22 protein-coding genes and 1 pseudogene are annotated in these 26,621 nt (G+C 50.7%); 12 read left to right on the plus strand and 11 right to left on the minus strand.

Going from position 1 to position 26,621, the window contains the following annotated elements:
• The first annotated feature begins 186 nt into the window (after positions 1-186).
• The gene (locus tag C1752_RS03205) at positions 187-1,926 is read left to right on the plus strand and encodes a diflavin flavoprotein (protein WP_110984616.1); all 1,740 of its coding nucleotides are present in this window, start codon (positions 187-189) and stop codon (positions 1,924-1,926) included.
• 544 nt (positions 1,927-2,470) lie between these two features.
• Here C1752_RS03205 and C1752_RS27990 read toward each other — a convergent pair.
• Both C1752_RS27990 and C1752_RS03210 read right to left on the minus strand, forming a co-directional pair.
• Positions 2,471-2,692, minus strand: coding sequence for a hypothetical protein (locus C1752_RS27990; protein ID WP_146242265.1), 222 nt, complete (start codon positions 2,690-2,692; stop codon positions 2,471-2,473).
• Positions 2,693-3,399: 707 nt separating this feature from the next.
• On the minus strand, positions 3,400-4,116 hold the full coding sequence (locus tag C1752_RS03210; RefSeq protein WP_110984617.1) for a class I SAM-dependent methyltransferase: 717 nt from the start codon (positions 4,114-4,116) through the stop codon (positions 3,400-3,402).
• A 68-nt stretch (positions 4,117-4,184) separates the two neighbouring features.
• On the opposite strand from C1752_RS03210, the gene C1752_RS03215 reads away from it, so the two are divergent.
• Both C1752_RS03215 and C1752_RS03220 read left to right on the plus strand, forming a co-directional pair.
• Positions 4,185-4,736 carry a DNA topology modulation protein gene (locus C1752_RS03215; RefSeq protein WP_199464271.1) on the plus strand — a complete coding sequence of 184 codons (552 nt, stop codon included), beginning with the start codon at positions 4,185-4,187 and terminating at the stop codon, positions 4,734-4,736.
• A gap of 28 nt (positions 4,737-4,764) precedes the next feature.
• A complete protein-coding gene (locus C1752_RS03220) occupies positions 4,765-6,633 on the plus strand; it encodes a diflavin flavoprotein (protein ID WP_110984618.1) in 1,869 nt (622 codons plus the stop codon).
• 232 nt (positions 6,634-6,865) lie between these two features.
• On the opposite strand, the pseudogene C1752_RS03225 reads toward C1752_RS03220, so the two are convergent.
• Positions 6,866-7,321, minus strand: a pseudogene (locus C1752_RS03225) (cytochrome P450); the annotation flags it as partial.
• 277 nt (positions 7,322-7,598) lie between these two features.
• Between C1752_RS03225 and C1752_RS03230 the strand changes: the two are divergent.
• The 3 genes from C1752_RS03230 to C1752_RS03240 all read left to right on the plus strand — a co-directional run bounded on the left by C1752_RS03230 (position 7,599) and on the right by C1752_RS03240 (position 11,233).
• Positions 7,599-10,487 (plus strand): COR domain-containing protein, encoded by a 2,889-nt coding sequence (locus C1752_RS03230; protein WP_199464272.1) that lies wholly within the window; start codon positions 7,599-7,601, stop codon positions 10,485-10,487.
• A gap of 110 nt (positions 10,488-10,597) precedes the next feature.
• Positions 10,598-10,831 (plus strand): ribbon-helix-helix domain-containing protein, encoded by a 234-nt coding sequence (locus C1752_RS03235; protein WP_110984620.1) that lies wholly within the window; start codon positions 10,598-10,600, stop codon positions 10,829-10,831.
• A gap of 3 nt (positions 10,832-10,834) precedes the next feature.
• Positions 10,835-11,233, plus strand: a complete 399-nt coding sequence (locus C1752_RS03240; RefSeq protein ID WP_110984621.1) for a type II toxin-antitoxin system VapC family toxin — start codon at positions 10,835-10,837, stop codon at positions 11,231-11,233.
• A gap of 207 nt (positions 11,234-11,440) precedes the next feature.
• Here C1752_RS03240 and C1752_RS03245 read toward each other — a convergent pair whose 3' ends face one another.
• Complete coding sequence (locus C1752_RS03245; RefSeq protein ID WP_110984622.1) at positions 11,441-12,625, minus strand: DNA double-strand break repair nuclease NurA; 1,185 nt, start codon at positions 12,623-12,625, stop codon at positions 11,441-11,443.
• 272 nt (positions 12,626-12,897) lie between these two features.
• On the opposite strand from C1752_RS03245, the gene C1752_RS03250 reads away from it, so the two are divergent.
• The gene (locus C1752_RS03250) at positions 12,898-13,080 is read left to right on the plus strand and encodes a hypothetical protein (RefSeq protein WP_110984623.1); all 183 of its coding nucleotides are present in this window, start codon (positions 12,898-12,900) and stop codon (positions 13,078-13,080) included.
• Between the two features lie 725 nt (positions 13,081-13,805).
• Here the strand turns inward: C1752_RS03250 and C1752_RS03255 are convergent.
• Both C1752_RS03255 and C1752_RS03260 read right to left on the minus strand, forming a co-directional pair.
• Complete coding sequence (locus C1752_RS03255; protein WP_110984624.1) at positions 13,806-13,979, minus strand: DUF2256 domain-containing protein; 174 nt, start codon at positions 13,977-13,979, stop codon at positions 13,806-13,808.
• 4 nt (positions 13,980-13,983) lie between these two features.
• The gene (locus tag C1752_RS03260; protein ID WP_233501309.1) at positions 13,984-15,681 is read right to left on the minus strand and encodes an SUMF1/EgtB/PvdO family nonheme iron enzyme; all 1,698 of its coding nucleotides are present in this window, start codon (positions 15,679-15,681) and stop codon (positions 13,984-13,986) included.
• A gap of 400 nt (positions 15,682-16,081) precedes the next feature.
• Between C1752_RS03260 and C1752_RS28275 the strand changes: the two genes are divergently transcribed.
• Positions 16,082-16,267: a hypothetical protein gene (locus C1752_RS28275; protein WP_158535001.1), complete on the plus strand. Its 186-nt coding sequence runs from the start codon at positions 16,082-16,084 to the stop codon at positions 16,265-16,267.
• Between the two features lie 12 nt (positions 16,268-16,279).
• Here the strand turns inward: C1752_RS28275 and C1752_RS03265 are convergent, their stop codons facing one another.
• On the minus strand, positions 16,280-17,731 hold the full coding sequence (locus C1752_RS03265) for a DASH family cryptochrome (protein ID WP_110984625.1): 1,452 nt from the start codon (positions 17,729-17,731) through the stop codon (positions 16,280-16,282).
• A gap of 108 nt (positions 17,732-17,839) precedes the next feature.
• Here C1752_RS03265 and psbQ point away from each other — a divergent pair, with 108 nt between their 5' ends.
• Together psbQ and C1752_RS03275 are read left to right on the plus strand one after the other, a co-directional pair.
• Entirely contained in the window at positions 17,840-18,265 is a 426-nt protein-coding gene (gene psbQ / locus C1752_RS03270) for a photosystem II protein PsbQ (RefSeq protein ID WP_110984626.1), read from the plus strand.
• Positions 18,266-18,519: 254 nt separating this feature from the next.
• Positions 18,520-20,025, plus strand: coding sequence for a cryptochrome/photolyase family protein (locus tag C1752_RS03275; RefSeq protein WP_110984627.1), 1,506 nt, complete (start codon positions 18,520-18,522; stop codon positions 20,023-20,025).
• A 98-nt stretch (positions 20,026-20,123) separates the two neighbouring features.
• Here the strand turns inward: C1752_RS03275 and C1752_RS03280 are convergent, their stop codons facing one another.
• Positions 20,124-21,749: a DUF3352 domain-containing protein gene (locus C1752_RS03280; protein WP_110984628.1), complete on the minus strand. Its 1,626-nt coding sequence runs from the start codon at positions 21,747-21,749 to the stop codon at positions 20,124-20,126.
• A gap of 47 nt (positions 21,750-21,796) precedes the next feature.
• Positions 21,797-22,072 (minus strand): hypothetical protein, encoded by a 276-nt coding sequence (locus C1752_RS03285; RefSeq protein ID WP_110984629.1) that lies wholly within the window; start codon positions 22,070-22,072, stop codon positions 21,797-21,799.
• 116 nt (positions 22,073-22,188) lie between these two features.
• Here C1752_RS03285 and C1752_RS03290 point away from each other — a divergent pair, with 116 nt between their 5' ends.
• Complete coding sequence (locus C1752_RS03290) at positions 22,189-22,608, plus strand: DUF952 domain-containing protein (protein ID WP_110984630.1); 420 nt, start codon at positions 22,189-22,191, stop codon at positions 22,606-22,608.
• 93 nt (positions 22,609-22,701) lie between these two features.
• Positions 22,702-24,480, plus strand: coding sequence for an alpha-amylase family glycosyl hydrolase (locus tag C1752_RS03295; protein WP_110984631.1), 1,779 nt, complete (start codon positions 22,702-22,704; stop codon positions 24,478-24,480).
• A gap of 20 nt (positions 24,481-24,500) precedes the next feature.
• Here C1752_RS03295 and thiL read toward each other — a convergent pair whose 3' ends face one another.
• Together thiL and C1752_RS03305 are read right to left on the minus strand one after the other, a co-directional pair.
• Positions 24,501-25,511 (minus strand): thiamine-phosphate kinase, encoded by a 1,011-nt coding sequence (gene thiL / locus C1752_RS03300; protein ID WP_110984632.1) that lies wholly within the window; start codon positions 25,509-25,511, stop codon positions 24,501-24,503.
• 6 nt (positions 25,512-25,517) lie between these two features.
• Entirely contained in the window at positions 25,518-26,585 is a 1,068-nt protein-coding gene (locus tag C1752_RS03305) for a peptidylprolyl isomerase (RefSeq protein ID WP_110984633.1), read from the minus strand.
• Positions 26,586-26,621: the final 36 nt, after the last annotated feature.

Here is a 26,621-nt window from a genome sequence, read left to right on the forward strand (position 1 = left end):
ACCTACCTTACGATAACGTAACCAATTGTAACAATATATCTTTTCTTAAGTATTGAAGCGCTTCAATCCCCTCTATTGAGAGGGGCAATTTTTCGTAAACAATTGCAGCTTACACCGCTACAGGTCTTCAGAATTACGTTAAGATCGATACATATCTTAATGATGAACTGCTCTTGGAGGTAGCCGATGGTTGCGCTGAACGAAAATCGCCCTGCAACTCAGAATCGACTCACGACTCAAGCTCAAGAGATTGCGGCTGACACCACGGTGCTGCGCTCGTTAGACTGGGACCGCGATCGCTTCGATATCGAATTTGGCCTCCAGAACGGAACAACATATAACTCGTATCTGATTCGAGGGGAGAAAACTGCACTGGTTGATACCTCTCATGAAAAATTCCGCGATCTGTATCTGAAGCTTCTCAAGCAAGAAATTGATCCGGCTGACATTGACTACCTTGTGATCAGCCACACCGAACCCGATCACAGCGGTCTCGTTCCAGATATTTTGGCGCTGGCTCCCGACGCCACGGTTGTAGGTGCAAAGGTAGCGCTCAAGTTCCTTGAAGACCTCGTGAACCAGCCTTTCCCTCAGCAGGTTGTCAAAAGCGGCGAACAGCTCGATCTTGGCAACGGTCACGTTCTAGAATTCATCAACGCCCCCAACCTCCACTGGCCGGATACCATTTTTACCTACGATCATGCGTCCGGGATTCTATACACCTGTGATGCTTTCGGTGCCCACTACTGCAAAGATGATGTCTTTGATGAAGATTTAGAAGATCTATCGCCGGACTATCGTTTCTACTATGAGTGCCTGATGGCTCCCAATGCTCGCTCGGTGCTGTCTGCCATGAAGCGGATGGACAAGCTAGAGGGAGAAGTTGAAACCATCGCCACAGGACATGGCCCCCTGCTGCGCCACAATCTGACGGAATTAACCGGGCGATATCGTGAGTGGAGTCAGGCTAAAGCCAAGGCCGAAAAGACCGCTGCTGTTTTCTACATTTCAGACTATGGGTATAGCGATCGCATCTCCCAGGCCATCGCTCGAGGGATCTCAAAAACCGGCGTCGCTGTTGAAATGATGGACCTCAAGGCCGCAGATGCGCAGGAGATTCAAGAACTTGCGAGTCACGTTTCTGCGATTGCCATTACGCCACCGCCTGCTTCTGGTCCCCATGCCACAAAGGTGCAAGCTGGCCTTGCCACTATTCTGGCCGCAGCTAACAACAAACAAATCGTCGGCGTCTTTGAATCCTATGGCGGTGATGATCAGCCGATTGATCCGATCGTGACCCAGTTCCGTGACCTGGGCCTTAAAGAAGGATTTCCGAGTGTTCGCGTTAAAGATACGCCCGGTGAAGGTATCTATCAGCAGTGCGAAGAATCAGGGACTGACCTAGGTCAAAAGCTAACGCTCAAGGATAATATCAAGAAGGTCAAGGCCATTGATAACGACCTAGAGAAGGCGCTAGGCCGGATTAGCGGCGGCTTGTATATTATCACCGCCCAGAAAGGCAAGCTGACGGGGGCGATGTTGGCTTCATGGGTGGCTCAGGCCAGCTTTGACCCGCCAGGGTTTACGGTGGCCGTCGCAAAAGATCGCGCCATTGAATCATTGATGCAGGTGGGTGACAGCTTTGTTCTCAATATTTTGGAAGCTGATAATTATTCACACTTGATGAGTCACTTTCTGAAGCGATTTCCGCCCGGTGCCGATCGCTTTGCGGGGGTGAAAACCCGCGAGGCCGAAAATGGGTCTCCGATTTTGGGTGATGCTTTGGCTTACTTAGAATGTGAAGTTGTGAGCCGCATGGAATGTAGCGATCACTGGCTAGTTTACAGTCAGGTCAAAGCGGGCAAGGTCTCTAATCTAGATAGCCTTACGGCTGTACATCACCGACAGGTCGGAACTTACTACTAGTAAGTTGCGATGTCGAATAAAGCCCTTGTGAATCGATTCATTCACAAGGGCAAATAAATTGTACGGAAATTGCGCAGCGTTGAAGCTGGCACTTTCTAACGATAGCTGGTCTATATAAAGCGTAAGTTAAGGTTTTGAGCCAATGCAGTGCTCATGGCGGCAGTCAGACTTTCTGAACACGATAGATTTCATGCCTGTGAAAAAAGTTTGTCCGGTATGTTAGATCGAACAAGGCAGACGGGCATACTTGAGTCGTAACGCAGATTTAAGGACAACTCAATCGCTTTCTAGGGCTTCCAATCTCAAAAAAGCGGCTGAGTGAGAACAACTCTCTGTGTTCCCCAAATAACCAGATGCCCCTAGCTTCACCGCTGGGGGTTTTTATTAGCTTAGCGTCTGCTCAGCCGCTTCCCCTGAGTAGATTTACTGATCTCGATCGATTTACCGTTAGCGCGGCTCTTCTGATGTTTCTCGCCGCTCACAGAGGATTCGTGTTGCTCAACGGCAAGATGACATTCAGTTGCCTCCCTTGAAGCAAAATGCTCTATCGTCGGTAATCTCTTAATCGGGCTTGGACTCCCTCGGGATAATTTTCGCAGTAGACACCACAGGTGTTATCAACTCGGTAGTCACGCAGTCTGGCCCCAGAATAGCCATCTGGATAATTCTCACACATTGCACCACTACAGCTAGTCGCTGCGTTGACGGTTGAGACAAGTAGGGTCGGGAGCGCAATGAGGCTAATCGAAAAGAGGATTTTTTTCATAGGTGATTCTCCGATAGCGGATGAAAGCAGCAGAAACTGATGCCCGTTTGGGCATGGGTCAAAACACAAATTAAGAATCTCTCAACTGTTGTCTCAAGCCATTGCTCTAAGAAGCGATGGAGTCAGGGAAAATTCTTGTGTTCCTTAAACAACAGGCTTCTCTTGCCTGACCGTTCAAAGCTTTTATTAGCCTAACAACTGCCGATCTACATCATCCTGGGTGCTTACACGGAACTTTGAGACGCTATCGATTTGCTGGGCAGAATGTCCCACCAGCTTTATTTATAAAGGCATAGGAGCTTTCTCTCAAAGGCACAAATGATGCCACTCATTCTCTACGGCGCTAAAATCGACGTAAAAATACTGAGTGTCTCAAGTTTGTCAGATTGTTTAATTGATTGTGTCGTCGTTAATCAGCCTGGGTACAACAATTCCCTGTCCCGTTTCGGGACTATGTCGCCACTCCGAAGATTTCATTGATAGAAGAGAGATGTCATAGGACAGCATCCTATCCCTGGCTTCGTCAGGCGTTTTATAAATCGATGATCTTGTATAGAAGTGGTGCCACTTGAATGGTTCAGTCGGATTCATCTCGGAAAAAGCAGGAGACAGGCAGACTCTCTAGATTACAGACCAGTGCTGATTGCACCTATGTTTTGCCGTTTAATTCACCTCAGGCTCTATCGTGGGTGCAATAACATCTGAGATCATTTGTGCCCTACCCGCATGAAGAAAGCAGGCATCTGGACTTGCTCACCGCTGGGCCACATTGTATTGGTGCTGATCGATGTTTCTCCCTGATCTAGAATCCCATAGCGGTTCTCTGGAAAAGCGCTGCGAACATTCTCGGGCGTGATCGCCGCTGGAGCGATTCCATGCTGGAATACCCTGGCAAGCTGGGGCGGTGGAGCGCCTAGTTGTTCTGTCAGGCTCTCAAACAACTGCTTGGCTTTCGGACTCAGCTCTATGAGAAACAGTTGACCGTGATTCCCTAATAAATGCTGTAGCGAGGCGATGACGGGCGGGCGATCCTCTGCCTGAATCTGGTGGAGAACACCTCGAATAAAGATATTCGCATCTCCAATATTTTTGTGTAGGGTTTGAGCCTGCTGTAGATCCGTTGCATCCAGTACTACAAACGTGGGTTGGTTTCCCTGAATACCTGAGCGGGCTTGTTGAATCGCTGCGGCTGAGACATCTAGTCCCAATACCTGCGGAAAATGCTCGGCCAAAAAGAACGTCTGTGTACCGTTGCCACAGCCAAAATCTACTAAAGGGAGCTGTGGGTCAAACTGATCTTTAAAGTACTGTAGCAGTCCAGACAATTCAGTACCTGAGGGGACATCCCAAAAAGCTTGTTCTTGATCATCGGCAAGCGTACGCCAGTAGTTTTCCCAGGCTGTTTGATATTGACTCTCACTCATGGGATGTCTGACTGTTTAACTACTTCTATAGAATAATTGAACACTGATCCAGAGATGTGAAAGGCTTCGTGTTGAACTCTAGAGAGCTAAAGCCGTTTGATGGCTATATCGATAGCACAAAGATTGCTGTGATTGGCTGCTGCGGTGCTGGGAAATCAACCTTAGCGCGACGTCTGGGCAAGACTTTAAGTCTGCCTGTTCTTCATCTAGATGCTTACTACTGGCAGTCTGGCTGGATCGAAACCCCTGAACCCCAGTGGCGAGAGATTGTGACTGATTTAGTCGAGGGCCAAGCCTGGATTATGGATGGCAACTACAGCAGCACCTTTGACATCCGTTTTTCAGCGGTGGAGACGATTATCTGGCTAGACTTTCCGCGTTGGCTTTGTTTGGGGCAGGTACTTAAGCGTATCTGGCGGTATCGAGGTCGGACGAGGGCTGATATGGCTGCGGGATGCCCTGAACGTTTTGATTGGGACTTTCTCCGATGGGTGTGGGATTTTCCGAAAAGGAGCAGGCCGAAGATTTTAGAGGCGTTAGATCGTTATGCTGAAGGGAGGCAGGTAATTGTGCTGCGTCATCCTTCAGATGTACGACGATTCTTGTCCGAGATTCAATAGGCTGTTCTTCGCAGATAGGAGTAAAAGCATGACTTCGACCGTTACTAAGGCTGCGTCAGCAACACAGGCGCGGGATGTACAGGTCTTCCCGATTGGAACTGATACGCTAGCGTTGCGATCGCGAAGCTGGAACCGTCTTCGCTTTGAGGTCGAATATGCTCTAGAGCGGGGCACGACTGCTAATTCCTATATTATTCGCGGTGAGAAAACGGCCCTCATTGATCCGCCTGGAGGTACCTTCACTGAAATTTATCTTGCTAAGCTCAAAGAGCTTTCTACCCCAAATGGTTCTAGCCAGCAGGGTGATTTCTTTGGTCGCCTTTGGGCGCAGGTGCGCTGGGTGACTCAGGAGACAATTGATGTCGATCAGTTTGGCTTCAATCTGAAACAGCTTGACTACCTGATTTTGGGGCACGTTAATCCCAACCGGGCAGAAACGCTGGATGTACTGCTGAAGCTGGTGCCTGACCTAACGATTGTTTGCTCTAATGCTGGGGCTGCGGTTCTGAAAACAAACCTGCCTGACCGAGAGTTGAAGTTAGAAATCATCAAAAATAGTGAGACCCAAACCCTTGATCTGGGTAAGGGACATCAACTCCAGTTTGTGCCGACGCCTACTCCGCGCTGGCCCGGTAGTTTGCTCACCTATGATGCCCGTACTCGAATTTTATTCAGTGATAAATTCTTTGGTGCCCATCGCTGTGGAGAGGCGGGCTTTGACGAAGATGCAGCGGGTCTGCGAGAAGACCGGCGCTACTATTATGATTGTCTGATGGCGGCCCACGTCCGGCAGGTGAATGCTGCCCTTGAGAAGATTAAGCCCTTGGGGGCGCGTATGTATGCTCCTGACCACGGGCCGATTGCCCGCTATGGTGTTCAGGAGCTGATGCAGTCCTATGAAAATTGGGGTAAGCAGCAGCAGACGAATACGGAGATGGTGGCGGTGCTGTACGCTTCGGCCTACGGTAATACGGCGACGATTGGAGATGCGATCGCAAGGGGGATCACCAAAGCTGGAGTTCAGGTTGAGTCGATCAACTGTGAAGCCGCCACAACCGAAGAAATTCAGGCTGCCGCAGACAAGTGCGATGGTTTCATCATTGGTTCTCCCACGCTCGGGGGGCATGCGCCCACTCAGATTCAAGCGGCGCTGGGTCTGATGCTTTCCACCGTGCCCAAAGATAAGCCCGTCGGTGTATTCGGTTCCTTCGGCTGGAGTGGAGAAGCCATTGACTTGCTCCAGGACAAGCTGCGGGATGCAGGCTACAGCTTTGGCTTTGAGCCGATCAAGGTTAAATTCAAGCCCACCGCCGCCACCCTCAAAACCTGTGAAGAGGCCGGAACAGACTTTGCTCAGGGACTGAAAAAGGCGAAGAAGGCCAAAGCCCGTCGTCAGGGCACCACAAAGCTAGGGGGCAGTCAGATTACGCCGACAGAGCAGGCAATGGGACGAATTGTCGGTTCTCTGTGCATCTTGACGGCTCAGCAAGGCGAAGTCAGCAGCGGTATGTTGGCTTCTTGGGTGTCTCAGGCCACGTTTACGCCACCGGGTCTAACGGTGGCAGTGGCAAAGGATCGGGCCGTAGAGTCTCTGCTGTATACGAAAAATTCTTTTGTTCTCAATGTTTTACCAGAAGACAACTATCAGGGGTTGATGAAGCATTTCTTGAAGCCCTTTGGCCCTGGCGAAGATCGGTTTGCAGATGTTGAAACAGAGGAGGCTGACAATGGCGGTCCGATTCTCAAAGATGCGCTGTCCTATCTAGAATGTGAAGTCGAGAACCGCATGGAATGTGGTGACCATTGGGTCATTTATGCCGTTGTGAAGAACGGACAGGTGCTACAGCAGAATGTGAAGACAGCGCTGCACCACCGCAAGTCAGGGCGAACCTATTAGATGTCGTTTTGAGCTAAACGTAATTGAGTAGAACGCGGATGTTGGCTGATCTAAATCGATATCGATCTATGCAATAGACCTCTCGCATATGCCCGCGGGCACCTCTGCATCCGCCCCCCGGTCCCCATGCCACTTGCTCCAAGTCAGGAAACCCGCCCAACGCAGTGGCTCCACTTCTGGGGGGAGAGTCCTTTTGGTCTTGCTACATAGTAGAGGAGTAGTAATCACAGCTAAGGATGCTGGCAATTTCGAAAGTGAGCTTTTTCATTTCAGGGAACCAGGCGAAGGTGCCGAGCTGTTCCCATTGTTTGAAGTAGCGATCGCTAATCTCCACCATCGTCTCTAGATAGCCTGCCAGCGCCCTGCCGTGAAAAGCGGGTCTGAGTAGTTTGCGGTTGCGGCGGTGTTGCTCTCCTTCCTGTAGAAACAGTGATTCCCCGAGCAAGGTTTTGAAGGTGATGGGCCAGCCGTCTTGCCACGAGAAATGATCCATGTGGGAGGAGAGGATAAAGCGATTGGCTTCGGGACCGGCCATGACGACGGTGCGGCGACCAGCGATGTGCGATCGAAAAATGTTACCGTACTTGGCTTGCCGCTTGAGGGCGAAGTTGGGGTCGAACAGGAAGCTGAGGGTTTAGCCTATGAGGGGGAGGCCAAAGTTGCCTGGGGGGAGGGATTGTGAAGACATTGAGGGTATAGGAAAGGTATTGGAATTACTTGCTTTACTATGACTAATATCAAACGGGAATGACGGAGGATTACCTGCGCTTCGTAGTAGATGTATTGTCTACGATATTCATCACCGAAAGGCTGGGTAATTTCCAGTCAATTTAATTCTTTTCTGACCCTTCTTGTGTTGTACATCAATGTCATCGTCACAGCAATCTATTGCAGAACAACGAATCCAGAAGGCTCTTGAAACCAATGCAACTGCACTGGACTTATCAAGATTTGGTTTAACTTGTTTGCCAGCATCAATTGGGCAGTTGGTCAATCTGGCGACGCTTCGCCTCGACAGCAATCAATTGACGACCGTCCCCCCCGAATTGGGACAACTGTTCAATCTGACTGAGCTTGACCTCGGCAAAAATCGACTGACGACGGTCCCCTCTGAATTGGGACAACTGGCCAATCTGACACAGCTTGACCTCTACAACAATCAGCTAACGACCGTCCCCCCTGAATTGGGACAACTGGCCAATCTGACAAGGCTTGACCTTCGCGTAAATCGACTGATCACGCTTCCCCCTAAATTGGGGCAACTGGCCAATCTGACGACGCTCGACCTCTACAGAAATTGGCTAACGACCGTCCCCCCTGAATTGGGACAACTGGCCAATCTGACACAGCTTGACCTCTACAACAATCAGCTAACGACCGTCCCCCCTGAATTGGGACAACTGGCCAATCTGACACAGCTTAACCTCGCCAACAATCAGCTAACGACCGTCCCCCCTGAATTGGGACAACTGGCCAATCTGACACAGCTTAACCTCGCCAACAATCAGCTAACGACCGTCCCCTCTGAATTGGGACAACTGGCCAATTTGACACAGCTTGACCTCGCCAACAGTGGCCATCTGGTGTCTCCACCACCTGAAGTGCTGAGGCAGGGAACTCGGGCAATCTTAACTTACTTACGGGAGCAACAAGAGGCTGGCGAACGCCAGTGGCTATCCAAGTTGCTAGTGGTTGGGGAAGGTGGCGTCGGTAAAACCTCTTTGCTCCGTGCTCTACGGGGCGAATCGTTTCAAGAACAGCAGTCATCTACTCACGGGATTGACATACAAGCTCTTAACCTCGAGCATCCGAATGAAACGGATGTCACCATGACCCTCAACACCTGGGATTTTGGTGGCCAAGAGATCTACCATGCCACCCACCAATTTTTCCTCACCAATCGCTCTTTATTCCTACTCACCTTCAATGCCCGTCTCGGCTACGAGCAAGGGAAGCTAATCTACTGGCTTAAAACCATCCGCGCCAACGCGCCAGAGTCCCCCATCATTCTTGTGGCCACCTGGACGGATGAACGCGACGCCGACTTGCCCCTTTCAGATCTAAAGCAGCAATTTCCCCAAATCCGTGCCCTTCTCGAAGTCAGCAATAAAACTGGCAATGGAGTGCAGGCACTCAAACAGTCCATTACCCAAACCGCAGCCGATTTACCCCTGATGGGCGAACTATGGCCCAAATCCTGGCTTCAACTGGCTCAATCTGTTCGCCAAGAAGAGGGCCAATACACAACCCCCAAGCAGCTATGGGAGCAGATGAAGCAGTGCAATGTCTCTAAAGATAGCCAATCTTTACTGGCCACCTATCTGCATGAGCTAGGCGACATTCTCTTTTTCCAAGATAATCCTGAGCTTAACGACTTGGTCATTTTGAAACCCCAATGGGTAACGCAAAAAATCAGCAAAGTGTTATCAGCCGAGGCGGTGATTGAGGCCAACGGCATTTTTACCCGTCAGTGTATGGAAGAACTCTGGCACGACCTTCACCCCAGCTTGCGCGACCACTTTCTCGAATTAATGGAGCAGTTTGATCTCTCCTACAAAATTCCTGAAGACCCCGACGACAAAAGCCTGGTGGTTGAACGCCTCGAATATGAGCCACCCGAATTCCAAACTCTCTGGCAGCAAAAGCAGCAAGAGCCGAACTGCAAAGAGATTTCCATAAAATTTCAGCTCAGCGAAATCTTAGCAGGCATTCCCACTTGGTTTATCGCCCGTCAACACCGGTTCACTCAAAATCTACACTGGCGCACTGGCGTCCTATTTGGCGATCACCGTGAAAATCCTCGTCATCTTGGACTCCTGCGCGTTGAGCGCGATACCCTCACCAATGCTGACTATGTGCGCCTCACAGTCCGTGGCCCTATGCCTCACAGCTTTTTCGATGTCTTGCGAGAAGGCTTTGAACTCACCCTCAGCCGCTATCCAGGCTTAAAAATTACCCGCCTCATTCCTTGCCCAGACCCGATCCACGAAGAATGTAAACACGAGTTCAACTACGCCAACCTGATTAAGCGTCTAGAACGCACACCCCCTATCGAAACAATCTCTTGTGAGCAATGTCTGGAGAATATTTCAGTCACCCGCCTACTCTTTGGTCTTCACTACACCACCCAAGATGCCGTGATCGCTGAGATCGAAAAACTTCGCGTCTCTAACCAAGGAAGCTTTGATAACCTTCAAAACGCAATAGAAGAAGGGTTTACTGAACTGCGAGAGCTGGTACAACGCGAGCTACTCCGGGAAATTCGTGCCGTGCAAAAGCAGCTTGAGTCCCCCTGTCCCAGCGTATTTGTTCTCCGCCCCGACGATCGCTCCTTCTGGCAAAAAGATATCGGCTCCCAACGCATCAACCTCCAGCTCTACTGCGAACATCCCGGATGTTTCCATCCGGTACAGAACGGCGGCCTCTACGCCATTGATAATCCCAAGAAATGGCTAAAAGCGATGGCCCCCCACCTCAACCGCCTCTTTGGCATTTTGAAATACGTCACCCCCGTCGTCGGCCCCTGGCTCAACATCTCAGCCCCCGTCTACAGCGAACTGATCAAAAATGACCTAGCCCTCAGCAAAGCCTTAATCGATAAGCTACCGGAAATCACCTTCGACGATGACAACCGCAGTTTTATCGACCCTGACGACCCTAGAGCCAATGTACTGGGTGACAGCTTAAAAACTCGCAAGATCAGCGGCGCAGCCCTACGCACCCTAAACGAATTCCTCAAGCGAAAAGATCCCGATCAAGTTTGGGGCGGCCTAACGCGCACCAAAACCCCCGAAGGCGATGTACTGTGGCTTTGCCAAGAGCACATCAAAGAAATTTATCCCTCCTCCAGATGAAAGAGCGGTACGGCTTTCGCGCTGAGCAATAGTCAGCCTTCTGATCTCTGCAACTGCAGCTCAAAACATGAATGCTATGATCTTCTATAACTGCTTATAACTGTTCGCCCATGAACTTTAACGTTTACGTCGAAGATCAGCTCGTAGAACGCCTAGAACTTCTTGCAAAACAACAAGGGAAAAAACGCAACACCATTATTCGAGAAGCGTTAGAAGCGTGGACCACGTTGAATCTACCTGCGGCTTGGCCTGATAACGTTTTGACCTATTCAGGTAGCACCGACGGGATTGTTTATGAGTCCTATCGCAATGAGCTATTGCCGCCCACCGATCCAGAGCTTTGAGGAATGGCCTATTTACTGGATACCTGCGTGATCAGTGACTTTTCCCGAGGTGATCCCAACACGCTACAGAAGTTGAAAACCACGCCACCAATCGAGATCTTCATCTCAGCCGTAACTTGCATGGAAGTGTACTACGGTTTTAAGCTCAACCCCAATCGAGCAGCCAAGATTCAATCAGTGATTAATAGCCTATTGGCCTCTGTGACTGTTCTACCCTTTGACATTAAATCAGCAAAACAGGCCGCACACATTCGGTGTGTACTCAAAACTGCCGGAACGCCAATTGGAGCTTACGATGTTCTGATTGCTGCAACTGCTCTCGTTCATGGATTAACCGCGGTCACATCTAACGTTCGAGAATTTCAGCGGGTTTCAGGTTTAGAAATAGAAAACTGGCGATAGGCTTCAACGTTACCTATCGCCAACGAAACATTAAAGAGCTGATGTTAGGTGGTTACAGAACAGAAGGAGCCTTCAGAGATGAGACGTCGCTGCTGATGATATCATCGCCAGAACTGAGCGATGAATCAGTAGGTCATGATGACAACGATCAAGAACATTACGAATAGCACAACAGCAGCTCGAAGCCGATCAATTGGCATCACTGTGTTATCGACGTCGTAGCTGCTTACTGATCATCTTGCGAGAAAACTGAATATTAATTGAGGCTTCAGTAGACCAGTCCTGAACCATGCGGTAAAACATTCTGCGATCGCAAGCCTGCAGCACTGCCACCTGATCAGCGGTTTCAATCACGTAGGGATACCCGCCACCAATAATGATTTCTCCCCGTATATAGTCTAGTATCCGGTCAAATTTTCCTTCGTCAAAAATCCAGCGGGGAAACTCCAAACGCACGGGGGGATTGTCGTTGGCTTTCATGTATAAAAATGCGATCGCATCTTCTTGTTCCTCGTATAAACTCAAAATTCCCTGCCCCCGCGCATCGCCCGATCTGGCACAGGAGAACACAGGGGTGCGATCACCCCACTTCATCGCTGGTCCTAAAAGCTGAGCATCGTTGAGGAGCGTTGTTTCTGGCAAAACCTCCAGGCACTGCAGCATTTGCAACACATCACAGGCCTGAGACGTATCGATATAGCCCACTACCGGCACCCGATATTGCTCACTGGCCCGCAGCAAATTCACAATCTGTTCGGCATAGAACGCACGACACTCCAGATCAAACGCCTCAGCAAAGGTGACCACCAAAGAGCCATCAAAGAAGACCAGACAGTCATCGCATCGGGGATGAGCCTCCATAAACTCAATGATCCGCTCTACCTCCATCTGGAAGCGCCGCATCCCCACCTGACGATCGAGGGGACGACCGTTTCGTTTAACCTGAAGCTCAGAAGGGGGCATCACCAGTAGGCGAATGTCTTTCTGGTAGTCGCCTGCCGCAGAGTGGGGATTCTCAAACCAGCCCACCTGCACCAGCGCAATGGGTGGAGAAACGTCCTTGCTGGGGAAAATTTGAGAGCCATCCACCGCAAAGGTTGTGACGTCTGCGAGGTGATTGCGGACCCACTCTAGGCTCTGTTCGCGGTTGTCCCACTGCAGGCGTGAGGGAATCAGCCAGTTTGACCAATGCCCCAATGCTTCTAGGGGACGCGCACCCGGATGTTCGTAATCAGAAAGCCGTTCGGTCAGTTCAGCCTCGGCTTGGTTTGAAACCTTCTTAAGCGCTCGGCGATAGTCTTGGTAGACATCGGTGGAGTGATTAGAAAAGTCCGTAAATTCAGTTTCAAGTTGCCCTAGAACCTGCCTCAATTCAGATGGCTTCATCGGCATGATAGAAATCCCCGCGAAGGTCCAAATCTGGCGAAAGCATCACGCTGCGCCCATTGCACCTGATTTCCCCATAAAATAGCGCGTCTTGGGCATTTCTGTACACCAGATGTCAGAAAGAATACAGACAAGCCCACGGATTCAAGGCAAGCTACTCACCAGACATTCTTCACATCCTCAAGCGCAAAGTGTTGCCCCACCGCGTTTTTCCTAGTGTGGCTGTTTGTTGCGCACGCGTGAAGATGCGGTCCAGCGATCCTAACTGATTGAGAATCATGCCTACCCCAATCATTTCAAAATCACCACAGAGAGCAAAATCAAGTAGCCCTCCCCGTCAAAGTGAGCAGCAACGTGCCCAGCAGCATGAGCGACCCATTCGTCCCTACTGGCTGAATATGGCGATTGGCTCAACGCTTCAATATGCACTTGAACGTGAAGCTGAATGGGCTAGAGGCTAGGCGGAGTGGGGACTGCACTATGCTCTCAGGGTCCTCATGAAAAGCTCTCTCAATTCTCAGCAAAGCTGAGATTGTTCCTAGATGCCTTTCATCTGGGACGCTTAGAGAGGAAATATTATAGATAAAGTGAGGTCAGAGCGGGGGCCGGCCTCACTAACAAGAATGGCTCTCTAACAGTATCGTTTGGAGCGATGCTTAACGGCTGCTGACGGTTGGACGACCACTTTGAACCAATTGCAGAGCGTTCATCTGAGCTTGAGCAAACAGCCCCAGGCTTGCACCCGTTAGTAGATAGAGGGCAACGGCTAGGCTGGTTTTTGAACGTAAGCGTGAGGTAAGAGAGTTCATGCGAGCGTAAAACCTTTTCAAAGAGGTTGAAGTGACAGTCGGTTTATTGAATTTTCATATTGATAACGCTAATTATAGATGCGTTGCTCATCATTCTTAAAAAATAATGATCTTCTTGTAAATAAGCTTAAAGAAATATTGATTTATGCCTCTGTTATTGTGTCGGCGAGCATTAGGACTCGCTACTTGTGATCCATGCTCATGGGGCTTTCTGAGGACGGATGTATCGGTAAAGTCTCGCAGAACCTGAGAGCTGAAGTTCATCTAATAGAATAATTCTTTGACGTGAAATAAGTATAAATACTCTGCAAGGGCGTCGAGAGATTTTAATTTTAGCTATCTAGAAAAATGCATCGTTTAACTTGCGACGCTGCTGTTTACGATGCGTCTGCGGCATCTGAATCGGCACTAGAGGAGCGTCGGCGACAGCGTTCAGAGCAGTATTTAACGTCATCCCAGCAGTTGGCCCACTTTTTGCGCCAGGTGAAGGTGCGATCGCAAACCAAGCAAACCTTCTCCGGCTTTGGATTTGATCGACCTTGTCGAGCCATAAAACTATCCCCTTTGAACTGTAAGGTGCTTGGATGAGCGGTAACCGACTGAAGAGGTCGACTGTAATGCTTGGCAAACCACCCTCAGTCCAAAGGAGTTCTGCGAGGAATCGGGTGATGAGCGGTAGCGAAATGCAGAGCGACAGGTGTGTGGGCCTTCATACCAAGATCCGCCTCGCCTGACTCGGCGTGTGTTGGTCTCCCCGCTGTTGATCCAGGCTGTACCGTCGGTGGGGGCACCCTCATAGGTGTCATGCCAGTGGTCTTGGCACCATTCCCAAACTTGGCCGTGGATGTCGTAGAGGCCGAAGGTATTTCCCGCAAATGTTCCGACTTTAGTTGTGGTCTGCCTGAATGTGCCCTTTGCGCCTCGACCATAGGTATAGCGGCCATCATAGTTGGCTAAGGCTGTGGTTAGAGTTTTGCCAATTGTGAACGGTGTGTTGGTGCTGGCCCGAGCCGCATATTCCCATTCTGCCTCGCTCGGTAAGCGATAGGCTTGGCCCGTGGCGGCAGACAGTTTTTGACAAAATTCCACTGCCGCTAGCCAGCTCATCCCTTCTACTGGAAGGTCAGCGCCCTGAAATTGCGAGGGGTTGTCCCCCATTATGATCTGCCATTGGGCTTGGGTAATCGGGTATTTCCCCATAAAAAAGGAAGGGACTGTGACGGTGTGTCGCGGACCTTCATTTTTTTGCCGATGGGCTTCTGTGACGGATGAACCCATGCTAAATTGCCCGCCCGGTACGTAAACCATCTCTAGGTCCACTGTATCCTTGAGGCTCTGGCGATAATATTGGGCTGACTGAATTCGACGTTTTCGCACTTGGCCCTGGTCGTCAACGCCCAAGACCTCAAAGGTAAAGCTGGATAGCTGTGGTGCTGACGGTGTTTCCGGCGCAGCGTCTGGGGGCGGTTCTTCTGCTGCGGCAGCCTGAGCGGGTTCGGCGGGTGGCTCAGTCGGGGGCTGATAGTTTTTTCCTAAACCAAAGGCTGCAATAGCCGTGTCTACGGGAATACCTAGATTAAGGCCATCTTTGATGCGAACGTCCTGGAGACGCTGTCCTGCGGCCCGACCATGAATGCCAATTAACTGACCCCCTTGATCTAGAACAGGGCCACCACTCATGCCTGCTTTGGTCACGGCTGTATAAGAAAAGCCGTAGCCGTCCTCAAAGCTATCAATAGAAGCCACCTCTCCCCGCGTCAAGGTAAGAGTCGAAACGGAGATTGCCTCGTCGGCCAGAGGATAGCCGATCACGTAAACCGCATCTAAGACATCTAGGGATTTAAACTTGCCCACATTGGTCACGCGATAGGATTTGTCGCTGGAGAAGGTTGCGATCGCAATATCTGCTTCAGCCCCCATCTTGACCATCTGGGTGTTGAGAGGGTGAGTTTCGCCATCATAGGTCGTGATATAGGCCTCTTCCTCTGGGTTAGAGTTTTTGACCACATGGGCTGCTGTCAGTACGGTATAAATCGAGCCGTTCTTGTGAATCAAAACGCCAGACCCAGACGGACCTTGGGTAATTACCTTTACCGTAACCTGACGGGCTATTTTGCGGATTTCTCTCACTGATTTAGCTGCAGCCCATCTTGGAGAAGCGATGCTGAGAAATACGGTGCCTCCGAATAGTAAAAACTGTCTACGCTTGATTCCCATACCCGTTGTAATTTGCTTGTGGGTTAACAAAAGCACTCCAATCTGTGGTGCTCTATATTTTGATCGTCATGAAAATCTAAATTGCATGCTCAGAGAAAACGTGAGCATACGTTATCGGCTATAGGAGGAATCCATGAGCCTATCTTTGCCTAAAATCAGTTCATTTGGATGACTGGCATGCGCCAATAGGCTTGTAGGGTCGCGTCTTGAGCTTTAGTGCAACAACCTGATTCAGTGTTAACGGTTAACTAGCTCTCAAGTCAAGTTCTTTGATGCGACTCTAGGGCTTTGAATTATTCTTGAGATTAAAATAATTCTAAAAAAGTAAATTTCTTGAATTAGATTCGAGCCTTTATTATTGATTTGATCTTATCATTTTGTGGCTTTTATTAACTCTATTAAGCCTAAATATTGCTGGTAAGAGTAATTGAATTCCATGCTTTTTTCTCTGGGAATACTAAATAAAATTATTGCAGCCTTCGCCACTGTTGCCCAGGCTGGCTCTGATCTGCAGAGAATTGCGCTCTCCCCTCTTCTGTCATTTCTGTTGTCGGGTATTGAACAGCATATCAATATGGAATTTAGAATCTCAGGCATTCTCGGAGACTCTAGAAGACGTTAGCGGGCCATCAAACTATCCCTGCTGAACGGCAAAACGCTTTTGATTGGCGGCAATCGACTGCTGGAAATCCACCATTGGCTGAGGGTAGTCCTGGCCGAGTCGAAGGTTCAGGCGCGCTTGCTCTTCTGCCGTCAGCCGCCAAGGCTCATGGACCTTGGCGCGAGGCACCTTTGCCAGTTCTGGGAGCCAATGACGAACATAGTCTCCCTTCGCATCATAATCACGGGACTGCTTGAGAATATTGAAATAGCGGAACTCTCGGGCATCGTTGCCCACTCCAGCGGTGTAGTTCCAGTTGCCCCAGTTGCTGCAGACATCGTAGTCAATCAGCTGCGATTCAAACCACTCTGCTCCCCACTGCCAGTTAATGCCCAGATTTTTAGTCAAAAAGCTTGCTACATTTTGACGACCGCGATTGGACATAAAGCCCGTTAGCTTCAGCTCTCGCATATTGGCGTCCACTAGCGGATAGCCCGTTTTTCCCTGCCGCCAGCATTCAAAGGCGTCAGTATCGGTTTGCCAGGGCAGATCAAGTCCCCTCAGCCCGGATTGACGGAATAGGTGAGTGCCGTGCTTTGCCGCGATCAGCCGGAAGAAATCTCGCCACAGCAGCTCAAACACCATCCAGTAAGTCGAGTCATTGCGAACCCGTTCGGTTTCGTAGGATTGGACATGCTCATAAATTAGACGAGGTGAGAGACAGCCTAAGGCCAGCCAGGGCGAAAACTTAGAAGAGTAGTTGGCCCCCAGCATCTCGTTACGGGTTTGCTTATAGCGCCTGAGGCAGTCCTGCCCCCAAATATAGTCATGGAGTCTGGCTCGCCCAGCCGTTTCGCCGCCCTGAAAAGACAGTACGGCGCGTGGATTAGGTTCAACGGGCGATAAATCTAGTGCTGACAGTGTGGGGATTGCGCCTGCATCGATATTGGGCAGCGGTGGCAGATTCTTGGGTGTCGGGAAGCTGGGGCGCACCGTCGATTGCTTTTCCACTTGCTTACGGAAGTGCGTGAAAAGTTCTGGAATTCGTGAGATCTCCACGGGCAAATCATCGGGGTGGTACAGTGTTGCTCCCCAAAAGCGCTGGCAGGGAATCTGGACAGCCGCTTCAACGCCTTTTGCGACCGCCAGTTCCTCAGACGTTGCCTCTCGGTGGAAATAGATAGCAGAGAGATCTAAAGCTTGAACAAGCTGTGGGATGACAATCTCAGGGCGTTCGTGGCGCACGATTAGGTTGCTACCTAGAGCTCGTAGCGAGTTCTGGAGATCGGTCACGCTTTCTGTGAGGAATTGCGATCGCATCGCCCCTGTCTTATCAAAACCAAAAGGCGTCGTCGTAAATTGCCGAGGGTCAAAGCAGTAAAGGGGAATAACCTGTGCCCCCAGCCTCAGCGCCTGCGTCAGCGGCTCATGGTCATGGAGCCGCAGATCGTTCCGAAACCAGATCAGAATTCGGTGAGCACCCATGATTGCTGTCTTGCCCTTTTAAATTTTAGGTGTGTTTACAGAAACACATACTAACCTGAGAATAGGCGTGAGAGCCTTCATGTCAAATGTGCAAAGGATTATCAATTAATGAAAGTCAAGTTCAAGCAATTTTGTAAATCACTCTTGGTCACCGTCTGCATGGCGGGGCTACTGCTACTCACTAGCGTCAATACTTTGACCCCAGCAGCCGTTGCCGCAAGCGACCAGGTGCAGCTCTATACCGATAGTGTGCAGTCCCTTAAAGATCGCGTCCCTGAGCTAGAGCCACTCATTCAATCACAGAACTGGAATGGTATTAAAACCTTCCTCCGTGGTCCGTTGGGTGAGCTAGGGATCCGTCTGAGTCGATTAGAAGGTGCATTGCCAAAATCTGACCTGACCCAGTACAGACGCTCTGTCCAAAATTTGCAGGATCATCTTCAAAAACTAGACGTTGCCGCCAGCAAAAGAAATGTAAAAGTTGCCGCAACGGCCTATCAATCAATACTGAATGACTTTGAGCAGATTCTATAACGCTAATCTTAAACCTGTCTTTCTCAAGACCTGTGCAGAACGTCATAGCTGGTAGCGTCGGTCTGTATTGACACATTCTCAAAGCAGTATTCCCCCGGTCTGCCTTCCGATTTTGGAGGCGCTGGGGGAGTTTTATTATTCTGTCTAGGGAGCTTCATGCCATACCTTTGTTCCGAAGTCCTGTCGCGGTCTGAACTCTGTGTCAAGATTGTCCAGATAACCCGGAACAGAACTGGCTAGTTTTTAAGATTGAGATGACGATTGGTGTTTGGATATTAGGTGATCAGCTCTGGAGTGAACAGGCTGCCCTACGGACTTGTGAAGAAAAAGGACCGGTGCTTTTCATTGAGTCGGCCCAGCAGGGGCAAGAGCGCCCCTACCATCGACAAAAGCTGATTTTAGTTTGGTCAGCCATGCGTCACTTTGCTGAAGAGTTGCGTCAGGCAGAGTGGTTGGTTACCTATGAGATTGCCTCAGATTTTGTGAAACCGCTCACAAATTGGGTCAAGGCTCAGCAGATCACAGAACTGCGGGTAATGGCTCCCAACGATCGCCCGTTTGCAGTATTTCTGCAGTCTTTAGCGTTGCCCTGCTCGCTAACGCTCGTGCTCAATAACCACTTCCTCTGGAGCGATGCTGAGTTCCAAGACTGGGCAGAGGGTCGCAAGACGCTGCGTATGGAAACCTTCTACCGAGAGGGTCGCAAGCGCTTTCAGGTTTTGATGGAAGGCAAGCATCCCGTCGGGGGGCAGTGGAATTTCGATAAGGAAAATCGGAAGCCGCCTTCCAAGCAGCTCCAGCCTCCTGAACCGCTGTGGTTTGAACCAGACACGATTACTCAGGAGGTGATAGACAGGGTTGAATCGGAGGACTTGTCTAATTATGGTGCCGCGCAACCTTTTCGTTGGGCCGTCACTCGGGCACAGGCGCTACAGGTTCTAGATTCTTTCATTGAGCATCGACTTCCGACCTTTGGTGCCTACCAAGATGCAATGGTCACGGGGGAGGACACGCTGTGGCATGCTCTACTGTCGCCTTATCTTAATTTAGGATTGCTGCAGCCCCTTGAGGTGGTTGAGGCTGCTGAGCGGGCCTACCATGAACGCCAAATTGCGCTTAACAATGTTGAGGGTTTTATTCGTCAGGTGCTGGGGTGGCGGGAGTATATGCATGGCCTCTACCACCATGCCGATCATAGCCAGAGTAATTGGTTTGGGCATACGCGTGCGCTACCCGATTTCTATTGGACGGCTCAGACCGAGATGAACTGCCTGCACCAAACTCTATCCCAGGTGGAGCGAACCGGCTATGCTCACCACATTCAGCGCTTGATGCTGCTCAGTAACTTTGCTTTGATTGCGGGGCTATCGCCCCAGGCTGTCGAAGATTGGTTTCATGCAGCCTTTATCGATGCCTATGACTGGGTGATGCAGACTAACGTCATCGGCATGGGACTTTTTGCTGACGGCGGTGTTCTAGCCTCTAAGCCCTATGCGGCGTCGGCTAACTACATTAACCGCATGAGCGACTACTGCAAGGGCTGTCAATATAATCCCAAGGTGCGAATCGGCGAGACGGCCTGCCCATTTAACTTTTTTTACTGGGACTTTTTAGATCGCCATCGAGATAAGCTTCAGTCCCAAGGACGCATGAGCTTTATCTTGGCGAATCTCGACAAAATGGCAGCAGAGGAGCTGGCCGCGATCCGGCAGCAGGCCCAAAACTGGCATCAAAAGCATCAGCCCGTGCAGTCAGATTGAGTGAAACACCATTAAATCGGCCACAAGCGCCATTCAAGCATCTGCGCAGATAGCAAACAGCTACTGCAGAGATGCTGAGGGCAGTTAATCTTCTGTCTCTACTTGCTTGCCGGCTGGAGCGTCATCACAATATCTGTTTTTAGGGTGGAGTTATCCATTTGTGAGGTTGTGGCACCGACAGCCCGAATGGATTTGAGAATGGCCTGTGTTTCGGGCGTGAGCCAACCGCTTTGGGCGATGAGTGGATTGCTGGCTAGGATGCCGGAGGCCTGCTCCATATTGAGGTAGAAGTAGCCTGAGTTCTCTTTAGGGAAAGAGGCTGTTGCTTCTTGAAAGACTTTGCTGCTGCCCAGGGTCCGCTCAGGCTCGGAAACTAAGATATCAGCCATCGGTCCACCCAGCGCCATAAAAGAGGTGTCTTGGTCGAGCCAGCCATGACTGACCAAGGTTCCCTGGACGGGGATTTGCCATTCTGTGACTGAGGTGCTGTCAATGTCGCGTTGCTTGAGCTGTAGTAGGTTTTTCGTGGCTAGGGTATCTAGCTTGCCAAAGGTCTTTTCGGCAGTGTTGCGATCGCTAGTCTCCAGCAGCAGCGCCCCACCAAATCCCACATCGGCGAGCAGACCCTCTTTGGAAGGAATGAGGCCGAGGGCAAATTCGCCATCCATCCATCCCAAAAGATCCTTGTCGAGATCCAGTTGGGTGAACTGTCGTAGTTGCTGCCGTGTTTGATCTAGTCCCTGCTTAAACTCGGGCACTTTATTGAGCTGCTCCACGCTGGTGGCCCAAGACTCACTGATGCCGCTGCCGCTGACCAAGGCCAGCGTATTTTCTGGAAACTCCGCAATCACCTTGCCGGGGATTGGTTTGTAGTTCCACTGCTTTGTCTCGGGATTCATGGCTGTAATTGCCCGCATCTGTAAGCCCTGATCATCAATGCCCATGCCGACAACGACGGACTCAATCTGATCAAGCTGGTCGAGCACCTGAGGCGGTACAGGGGATGCGGATGCTGCGGAAAACTGCTTAAAGAAAGCACTGTAGTTGGGGATGTAGACCTGAGCAACTGGATTATTGAAGTCTTTCAGGGCATCGGCCATTGCCCCCTTCGATTGCGTTGCAAGGGATGGATCACCCTTGGAAGTGTCAATGGCAAGCTCTAGAGTTTTGCGATCGTTGGTAATGAGCAAATGGTTCTCTAGAACGCCCAAAAATGAAGATGATTTGGTATCAGCTAAGACCTTAATGCCTTTGTACTCTTCTTCTTCGATGGTGGATTCAGCATTCTCCTTCATTTTGTTGGCGAATTTGAGGGCTGCCAGTTTGTCTTTGATACCCACAACAAGTAGGGACTGCGGCTCAGCTTCTTTTTCTGATGGCATTAGTGCCACCATGATGCTGCCGAGCCAAGGTCGTACATCTTTCTCGACATCAATCTTCTGGTCCGTGGCAGATTTCTCTAGACTGCCGATGAACTCTTCGTATCCCTTAGAGAAAAGTGCCTGAGCTTCAGGAGTGCCAAATTTTTTCAGCTTGCTCCATGCCTGATCATCTCCGGAAACGAAGCCGGTCATCAATGCTTCATCGGGCACTATGGCGGCGCTGGCGCTGGGGTCAATCCCAACTTGAGCTGGAATGCCTTTGAAGTAGAAGTAGGCTGCTGTTCCACCTGCGACGACGCTCCCTCCGAGAAGAGCGGGAACAATGAGCTTCCACTTTGCCATAAAAATTCTCCATAGTTAGTCTTAAGGGTTCCCCATTGGGAACGGAATTATTCAACGGTGAGCAATCCATGTAGGCCAATGGCGGCTAAAAGGCTGCTCAATAGGGTCCAGGTGCCGTCTGCGAATAGGTTGATGCGCTGAGTCGTTTGGGCTGCATTCGCTTTAAACAGCGTTGACAGGTCTGATGTTGCTACCACCACCCGCTTGAATTCTGCATAGTCTTGCTGGAGCTGATCCCAGTCCTGGAGGGCATAATGGCCGAAAACAGCCATCCCTGCTATTCCGGGCACAATCAAGAGCAAAGCGAGCAGAACTTTCTTCATTCGTGGGTGTATCGGGAGAACATGACACAATAGACGACAGTAATTAAAAACTGTTGCCACTCACGCGGACCATAGCAGAAATGCGGTGGTTTACGGGTCTTTTAGGTTAAGCCGCGATGCCAAACAGCCGTATTTATCACCTTGCTCCTGTCTCTGAGCTGCAGTCTGGGCTAACCGAGGTTTCATACAAGCCCCAAAGATTTGCGCTAGATGGGTTTGTGCACTGCGCGGAGACGCCCGTTACGACTGTGGCAGTGGCAAACGACTACTTTGCAAGTCTCAAGGAGCCGCTGGCTGTTCTTGAGATTGATCCGCTGCGGCTCACTGCTCCTCTAAAGTTTGAGGCTCCTGCGCCGCTGCCGGGTGGCGATGCACACTTGAAGATGGCTTCGCTTTTTCCCCATATCTATGGCCCGATTGATGTGGGGGCCATTCAGTCAGCCGCTTTGCTTGTACGGATGAATAATCATTACGTGTGGCCTTCTGCCTTCCATTCTCTCCCTAACTTTATGGAACAGCATGGGGCGACTGGATAGAGTTGGTTTCAATTGCTCACGCCGGTCTTGCAAAAATACAAGCGTCCCAGTTACGGTAGTGACTATTCTTTGAAGTTTGCCATCTTGACTCCTATGGATAAAGTCGCGTCTGTAGCTCCGTCCGAACGCTTTGTCCTGCGAGTTAAGCCCCTTGTGGAGTCTGTTTATGGGCCGCTGGGGATTGATGTTGATGGGGTTTGCGATCGCATCCAAACTCTCCTTGCCCCACACCTCAGCAACGCAGCGAGAGATCTCAATCCCATCGACCGCTGGAGTCAAGATGATGTCTTACTGATTACCTACGGCGACAGCATCCTCAGATCAGATCAGAAAGAATCTCCCCTTCGTACTCTGCATGACTTTTTGAGTAACTATCTGCGCGACGTGCTCACGGGCGTACATATTCTTCCTTTCTTTCCCTACAGCTCAGACGATGGCTTTGCCGTGATTGATTATCTGCAGGTCAACCCTGAGTTGGGGGACTGGAAGGATGTCGGACGCATCGCTGAGCAGTTCGATCTGATGACTGATTTGGTCATGAATCACGTCTCCAGTCAGAGTCAGTGGTTCCAGCAATTTAAGCAGGGCCAGCCACCGGGCTGCGACTACTTTATCGCCATCGATCCAGAAACAGATGTGTCTGGAGTGGTGCGTCCTCGCAATACCGCTTTACTCTGCCCGGTGGAGACACCGGATGGCACTCAGCACGTTTGGGCTACCTTCGGCCACGACCAGATCGATCTGAACTTTGCTAACCCCGATGTGCTGCTAGAGTTCATTGGTATCATTCTGCATTACCTGAACACGGGGACTAAGCTGCTGCGCTTAGATGCGATTGGTTATCTCTGGAAAACCCTAGGCAGTCCCTGCATTCATCTGCAGGAGACCCATACGCTGATTAAACTCATCCGGGAGATTGTGGCTCTGGTGAAGCCGGACGCAAGCTTGGTGACTGAAACTAATGTCCCCAATCGCGAGAATCTGAGCTACTTTGGCAACCGCAACGAAGCCCACCTGATTTACAACTTTAGCCTGCCGCCATTGGTGGTCAATGCCTTGCTGCAGGAACGCTCTGATCACCTCAAAACCTGGATGATGAGTATGCCGCCCGCTCCTCTGGGCTGCGCCTACTTTAACTTCACGGCCTCCCATGACGGTATGGGAATGCGACCCACAGAGGGGTTATTAGAGGCTGAAGAATATGAGACCTTTTTACGCTGTATGAAAGCGTTTGGCGGCGAGATTAGTATGCGTGCCCAGGCAGATGGCTCCGAAAGCCCCTATGAGGTCAATATCTCTTTATTTGATGCCATGAAAGGCACGGCCCAGGGAGAAGATGAGTGGCAGATCCCTCGCTTTCTCTGCTCTCAAACCATCATGATGTCTTTAGAGGGAATTCCGGCCTTTTATATCCATAGTTTGCTGGCGACCTCCAATGACCATGAAGCAGTACAGCGGACGGGACGGAAGCGATCCATTAATCGCCACCAATGGAATTATGATCACCTGCTGGCCCAGCTCCAGACACCAGACTCGGCTCAGTCCCTTGTGCTTCGCGATCTTTCTCGATTGATTCAACTCCGACGTCAACAGCCCGCTTTTCACCCCAACGCGACCCAATATACGCTGCATTTACAGCCCGCATTGTTTGGCTTTTGGCGACAGAGTATCGGTCGAGATCAGAGTATCTTTTCCATTCACAATTTGACGCCGAGACCCCAAGTCTTGAATCTCAGAGACATTAACCTCATCGGCATCGATCCTTGGTTTGATCTGATTAGCGATACCGTCATCCCAGAGGGAATGTATGAGTTCAGTCTGCCACCTTACCAATCAGCCTGGATTACCAATAAAGTGCAGGCCAAAGCATAGACTTCATGCATCAAAACGCACTATGGGCTTTCGTCGGTTGTTGAAGTCTCGAAGTGCTGAAAGCCTTGACTGAGCGATAGCGTTCGAGGAGCTTCTATGCCTCGCGGGTCAACGAACTGCACATCGCTACCCCTGACAATCTGGCCAATGATTTGAGCGCTGTCTCCGAGGGAATTCACCATCGCTTCTGCAGCGTTTGCAGGCAAACAGAGCACCAGTTCAAAATCTTCACCACCGTAGAGGGCCCAGTCAAGCGCTTGTTCTGGGGCTATCGTTTGTAAACAAGTCGGAATGGGGATACGGTCTAGAATGGCTCCGACGCCGCTAGCCCGACAGATCTGTAAAATTGCATCCGCTAGTCCATCACTGCTGTCCATTCCTGTGACGCACAGCTCAGGGTAATGCTGTCGCAGTAGCGGTGACACGTCCAGTCGGGGCTGAGGTCTTTGATGAATGCGACACAGTGCGGTTCGTTCTGCCTCGCTGAGTGACTGGCCCCACTCAGGTTTAAGTAAAATTTCTAGACCTGCTCGAGAGCCACCGTGTGCCCCTGTGACTAAAATCGCGTCTCCGAGTTGAGCCGTTGTGCGGCGGATTTGTTGCTGGGGGCTGACTTGCCCCAGCGCGGTCATACTCAGCGTTAGGCAATCACTACGGCAAATATCGCCGCCAATGATTGTGGTGCCGTAATGCTGTAGACAGTCGCGAATGCCCTGATAAATCTGTTCGAGCTGGGCAACCAACAGGGCGGGCGGTAGCCCTAGGCTGACCGTTAATCCTAGAGGCGTTGCTCCCATGGCGGCGAGGTCAGAGAGATTGGCCGCAGCCGTACGCCAGCCGATATCGAAGGGAGATGTGGTGCGATCGCTAAAATGCACCCCATCGACTAGCATGTCTGTCGAGATAACCAGCAAAAAACCTGGCTGTGGTTCTAGAACGGCTGCGTCGTCGCCCAGCTTGTCGCGAGAGCAATAGGGTTGCAGTCGCTGCAGAATAGCCTGCTCCCCTAACTCAGCAACCGTTTCTGACATCCTGAGCTAGACCAAGTTCTCTAAACCTTCTACGACTTTTGCTGACTTAATCTTGTCACCTTTCGTCAGCTCTCCTAGGACCTCTTGACCTTCAACGACATAGCCAAACACAGCATAGCGACCATCCAGCAGATTGGCTCCTGCGGGGGTTAGATCAGCTTCAAACGGCAAGAAGAAAAACTGAGAAGAAGCACTATTGGCGTCATCAGGAGACGTTGCCATGGCCATCGTTCCATAGGCGGAGAAAGGCAAGGCGGGTTTGGCAGGGTAGAGACCCAGCTCTTCCGTCGTAAACCCATAGATGGGTTCAGAGTCGCCTTCGATTAAAACTTCTAGGGGAATCGTGCGATCTTTGAAGCCCTGCTCTGGGCCTTCTGGATCACCTGTTTGAATGACGTAAGAAGAATCTGTGCGCGTAAACGGCAAGCCGTCATAGAAGCCGCGCTTGACGAGATCGACAAAATTTCCTGCTGTGACCGGAGCGCTGTAGCCATCTACAATCGCGGTCATTGGTCCCTTTGTGGTGTCAATGACCACCGTTGCTCGACCTTTAAGCTGCGGTAGGTTACTGTACTCTGCTGGCACCTCGAAGGGGTACCCCTGCACCATCATTTCTTCTAAATCGCCTACGTTCCTAAGCACAGGTGCTCTCGCATCTTTGAAGGGCTGCGGATCCTGCTGTGCAGCTAGCGTTTTAAGTTCGCTGATCCCAGTCCCAATCTGCTCGATCAGGGCCTCGGCTTTATCTCGATCTGCCGCAGGTACATCATCGATAATGCCTGCCTTCCTCACTGCCAAAGAAGAAGAAGCTTTGTCGAGATCCTTCGAGATCTCTGTCCAGCGTTTGCCCCGCAGTTGCGGTGACGTTCCCTCTAGATAGAGCTGCACTTTGCGAATATCTTCATTCTCAAGGGGCAAAGAAAGCCGCAGCAAAGCTCTTGGATCGTTGACTGCATTACCGGGGGGCAAAGCAGCGGTTGCGGGTGGAGAAACGGTGGCCCATAGGCTAAAGGACAGCATCAGACCCAACGCAAATGTGAGGGCTTGTCTGAACCGTTGATGAAGCATATGCATGATTTGAGGTGTCACAGAACGTCCAGCTAGAGCTTT

The organism is Acaryochloris thomasi RCC1774 (genome assembly GCF_003231495.1).
Lineage (GTDB): Bacteria > Cyanobacteriota > Cyanobacteriia > Thermosynechococcales > Thermosynechococcaceae > RCC1774.

Bases quoted from the DNA above. Each gene is read 5' to 3' on its own strand.
- C1752_RS03205 (WP_110984616.1), top strand. From the start codon at position 187: ATGGTTGCGCTGAACGAAAATCGCCCTGCAACTCAGAATCGACTCACG.
- C1752_RS27990 (WP_146242265.1), bottom strand. From the start codon at position 2,692: ATGAAAAAAATCCTCTTTTCGATTAGCCTCATTGCGCTCCCGACCCTA.
- C1752_RS03210 (WP_110984617.1), bottom strand. From the start codon at position 4,116: ATGAGTGAGAGTCAATATCAAACAGCCTGGGAAAACTACTGGCGTACG.
- C1752_RS03220 (WP_110984618.1), top strand. From the start codon at position 4,765: ATGACTTCGACCGTTACTAAGGCTGCGTCAGCAACACAGGCGCGGGAT.
- C1752_RS03235 (WP_110984620.1), top strand. From the start codon at position 10,598: ATGAACTTTAACGTTTACGTCGAAGATCAGCTCGTAGAACGCCTAGAA.
- C1752_RS03240 (WP_110984621.1), top strand. From the start codon at position 10,835: ATGGCCTATTTACTGGATACCTGCGTGATCAGTGACTTTTCCCGAGGT.
- C1752_RS03245 (WP_110984622.1), bottom strand. From the start codon at position 12,625: ATGCCGATGAAGCCATCTGAATTGAGGCAGGTTCTAGGGCAACTTGAA.
- C1752_RS03250 (WP_110984623.1), top strand. From the start codon at position 12,898: ATGCCTACCCCAATCATTTCAAAATCACCACAGAGAGCAAAATCAAGT.
- C1752_RS03255 (WP_110984624.1), bottom strand. From the start codon at position 13,979: ATGGCTCGACAAGGTCGATCAAATCCAAAGCCGGAGAAGGTTTGCTTG.
- C1752_RS28275 (WP_158535001.1), top strand. From the start codon at position 16,082: ATGCTTTTTTCTCTGGGAATACTAAATAAAATTATTGCAGCCTTCGCC.
- C1752_RS03265 (WP_110984625.1), bottom strand. From the start codon at position 17,731: ATGGGTGCTCACCGAATTCTGATCTGGTTTCGGAACGATCTGCGGCTC.
- psbQ (WP_110984626.1), top strand. From the start codon at position 17,840: ATGAAAGTCAAGTTCAAGCAATTTTGTAAATCACTCTTGGTCACCGTC.
- C1752_RS03275 (WP_110984627.1), top strand. From the start codon at position 18,520: ATGACGATTGGTGTTTGGATATTAGGTGATCAGCTCTGGAGTGAACAG.
- C1752_RS03280 (WP_110984628.1), bottom strand. From the start codon at position 21,749: ATGGCAAAGTGGAAGCTCATTGTTCCCGCTCTTCTCGGAGGGAGCGTC.
- C1752_RS03285 (WP_110984629.1), bottom strand. From the start codon at position 22,072: ATGAAGAAAGTTCTGCTCGCTTTGCTCTTGATTGTGCCCGGAATAGCA.
- C1752_RS03290 (WP_110984630.1), top strand. From the start codon at position 22,189: ATGCCAAACAGCCGTATTTATCACCTTGCTCCTGTCTCTGAGCTGCAG.
- C1752_RS03295 (WP_110984631.1), top strand. From the start codon at position 22,702: ATGGATAAAGTCGCGTCTGTAGCTCCGTCCGAACGCTTTGTCCTGCGA.
- thiL (WP_110984632.1), bottom strand. From the start codon at position 25,511: ATGTCAGAAACGGTTGCTGAGTTAGGGGAGCAGGCTATTCTGCAGCGA.
- C1752_RS03305 (WP_110984633.1), bottom strand. From the start codon at position 26,585: ATGCATATGCTTCATCAACGGTTCAGACAAGCCCTCACATTTGCGTTG.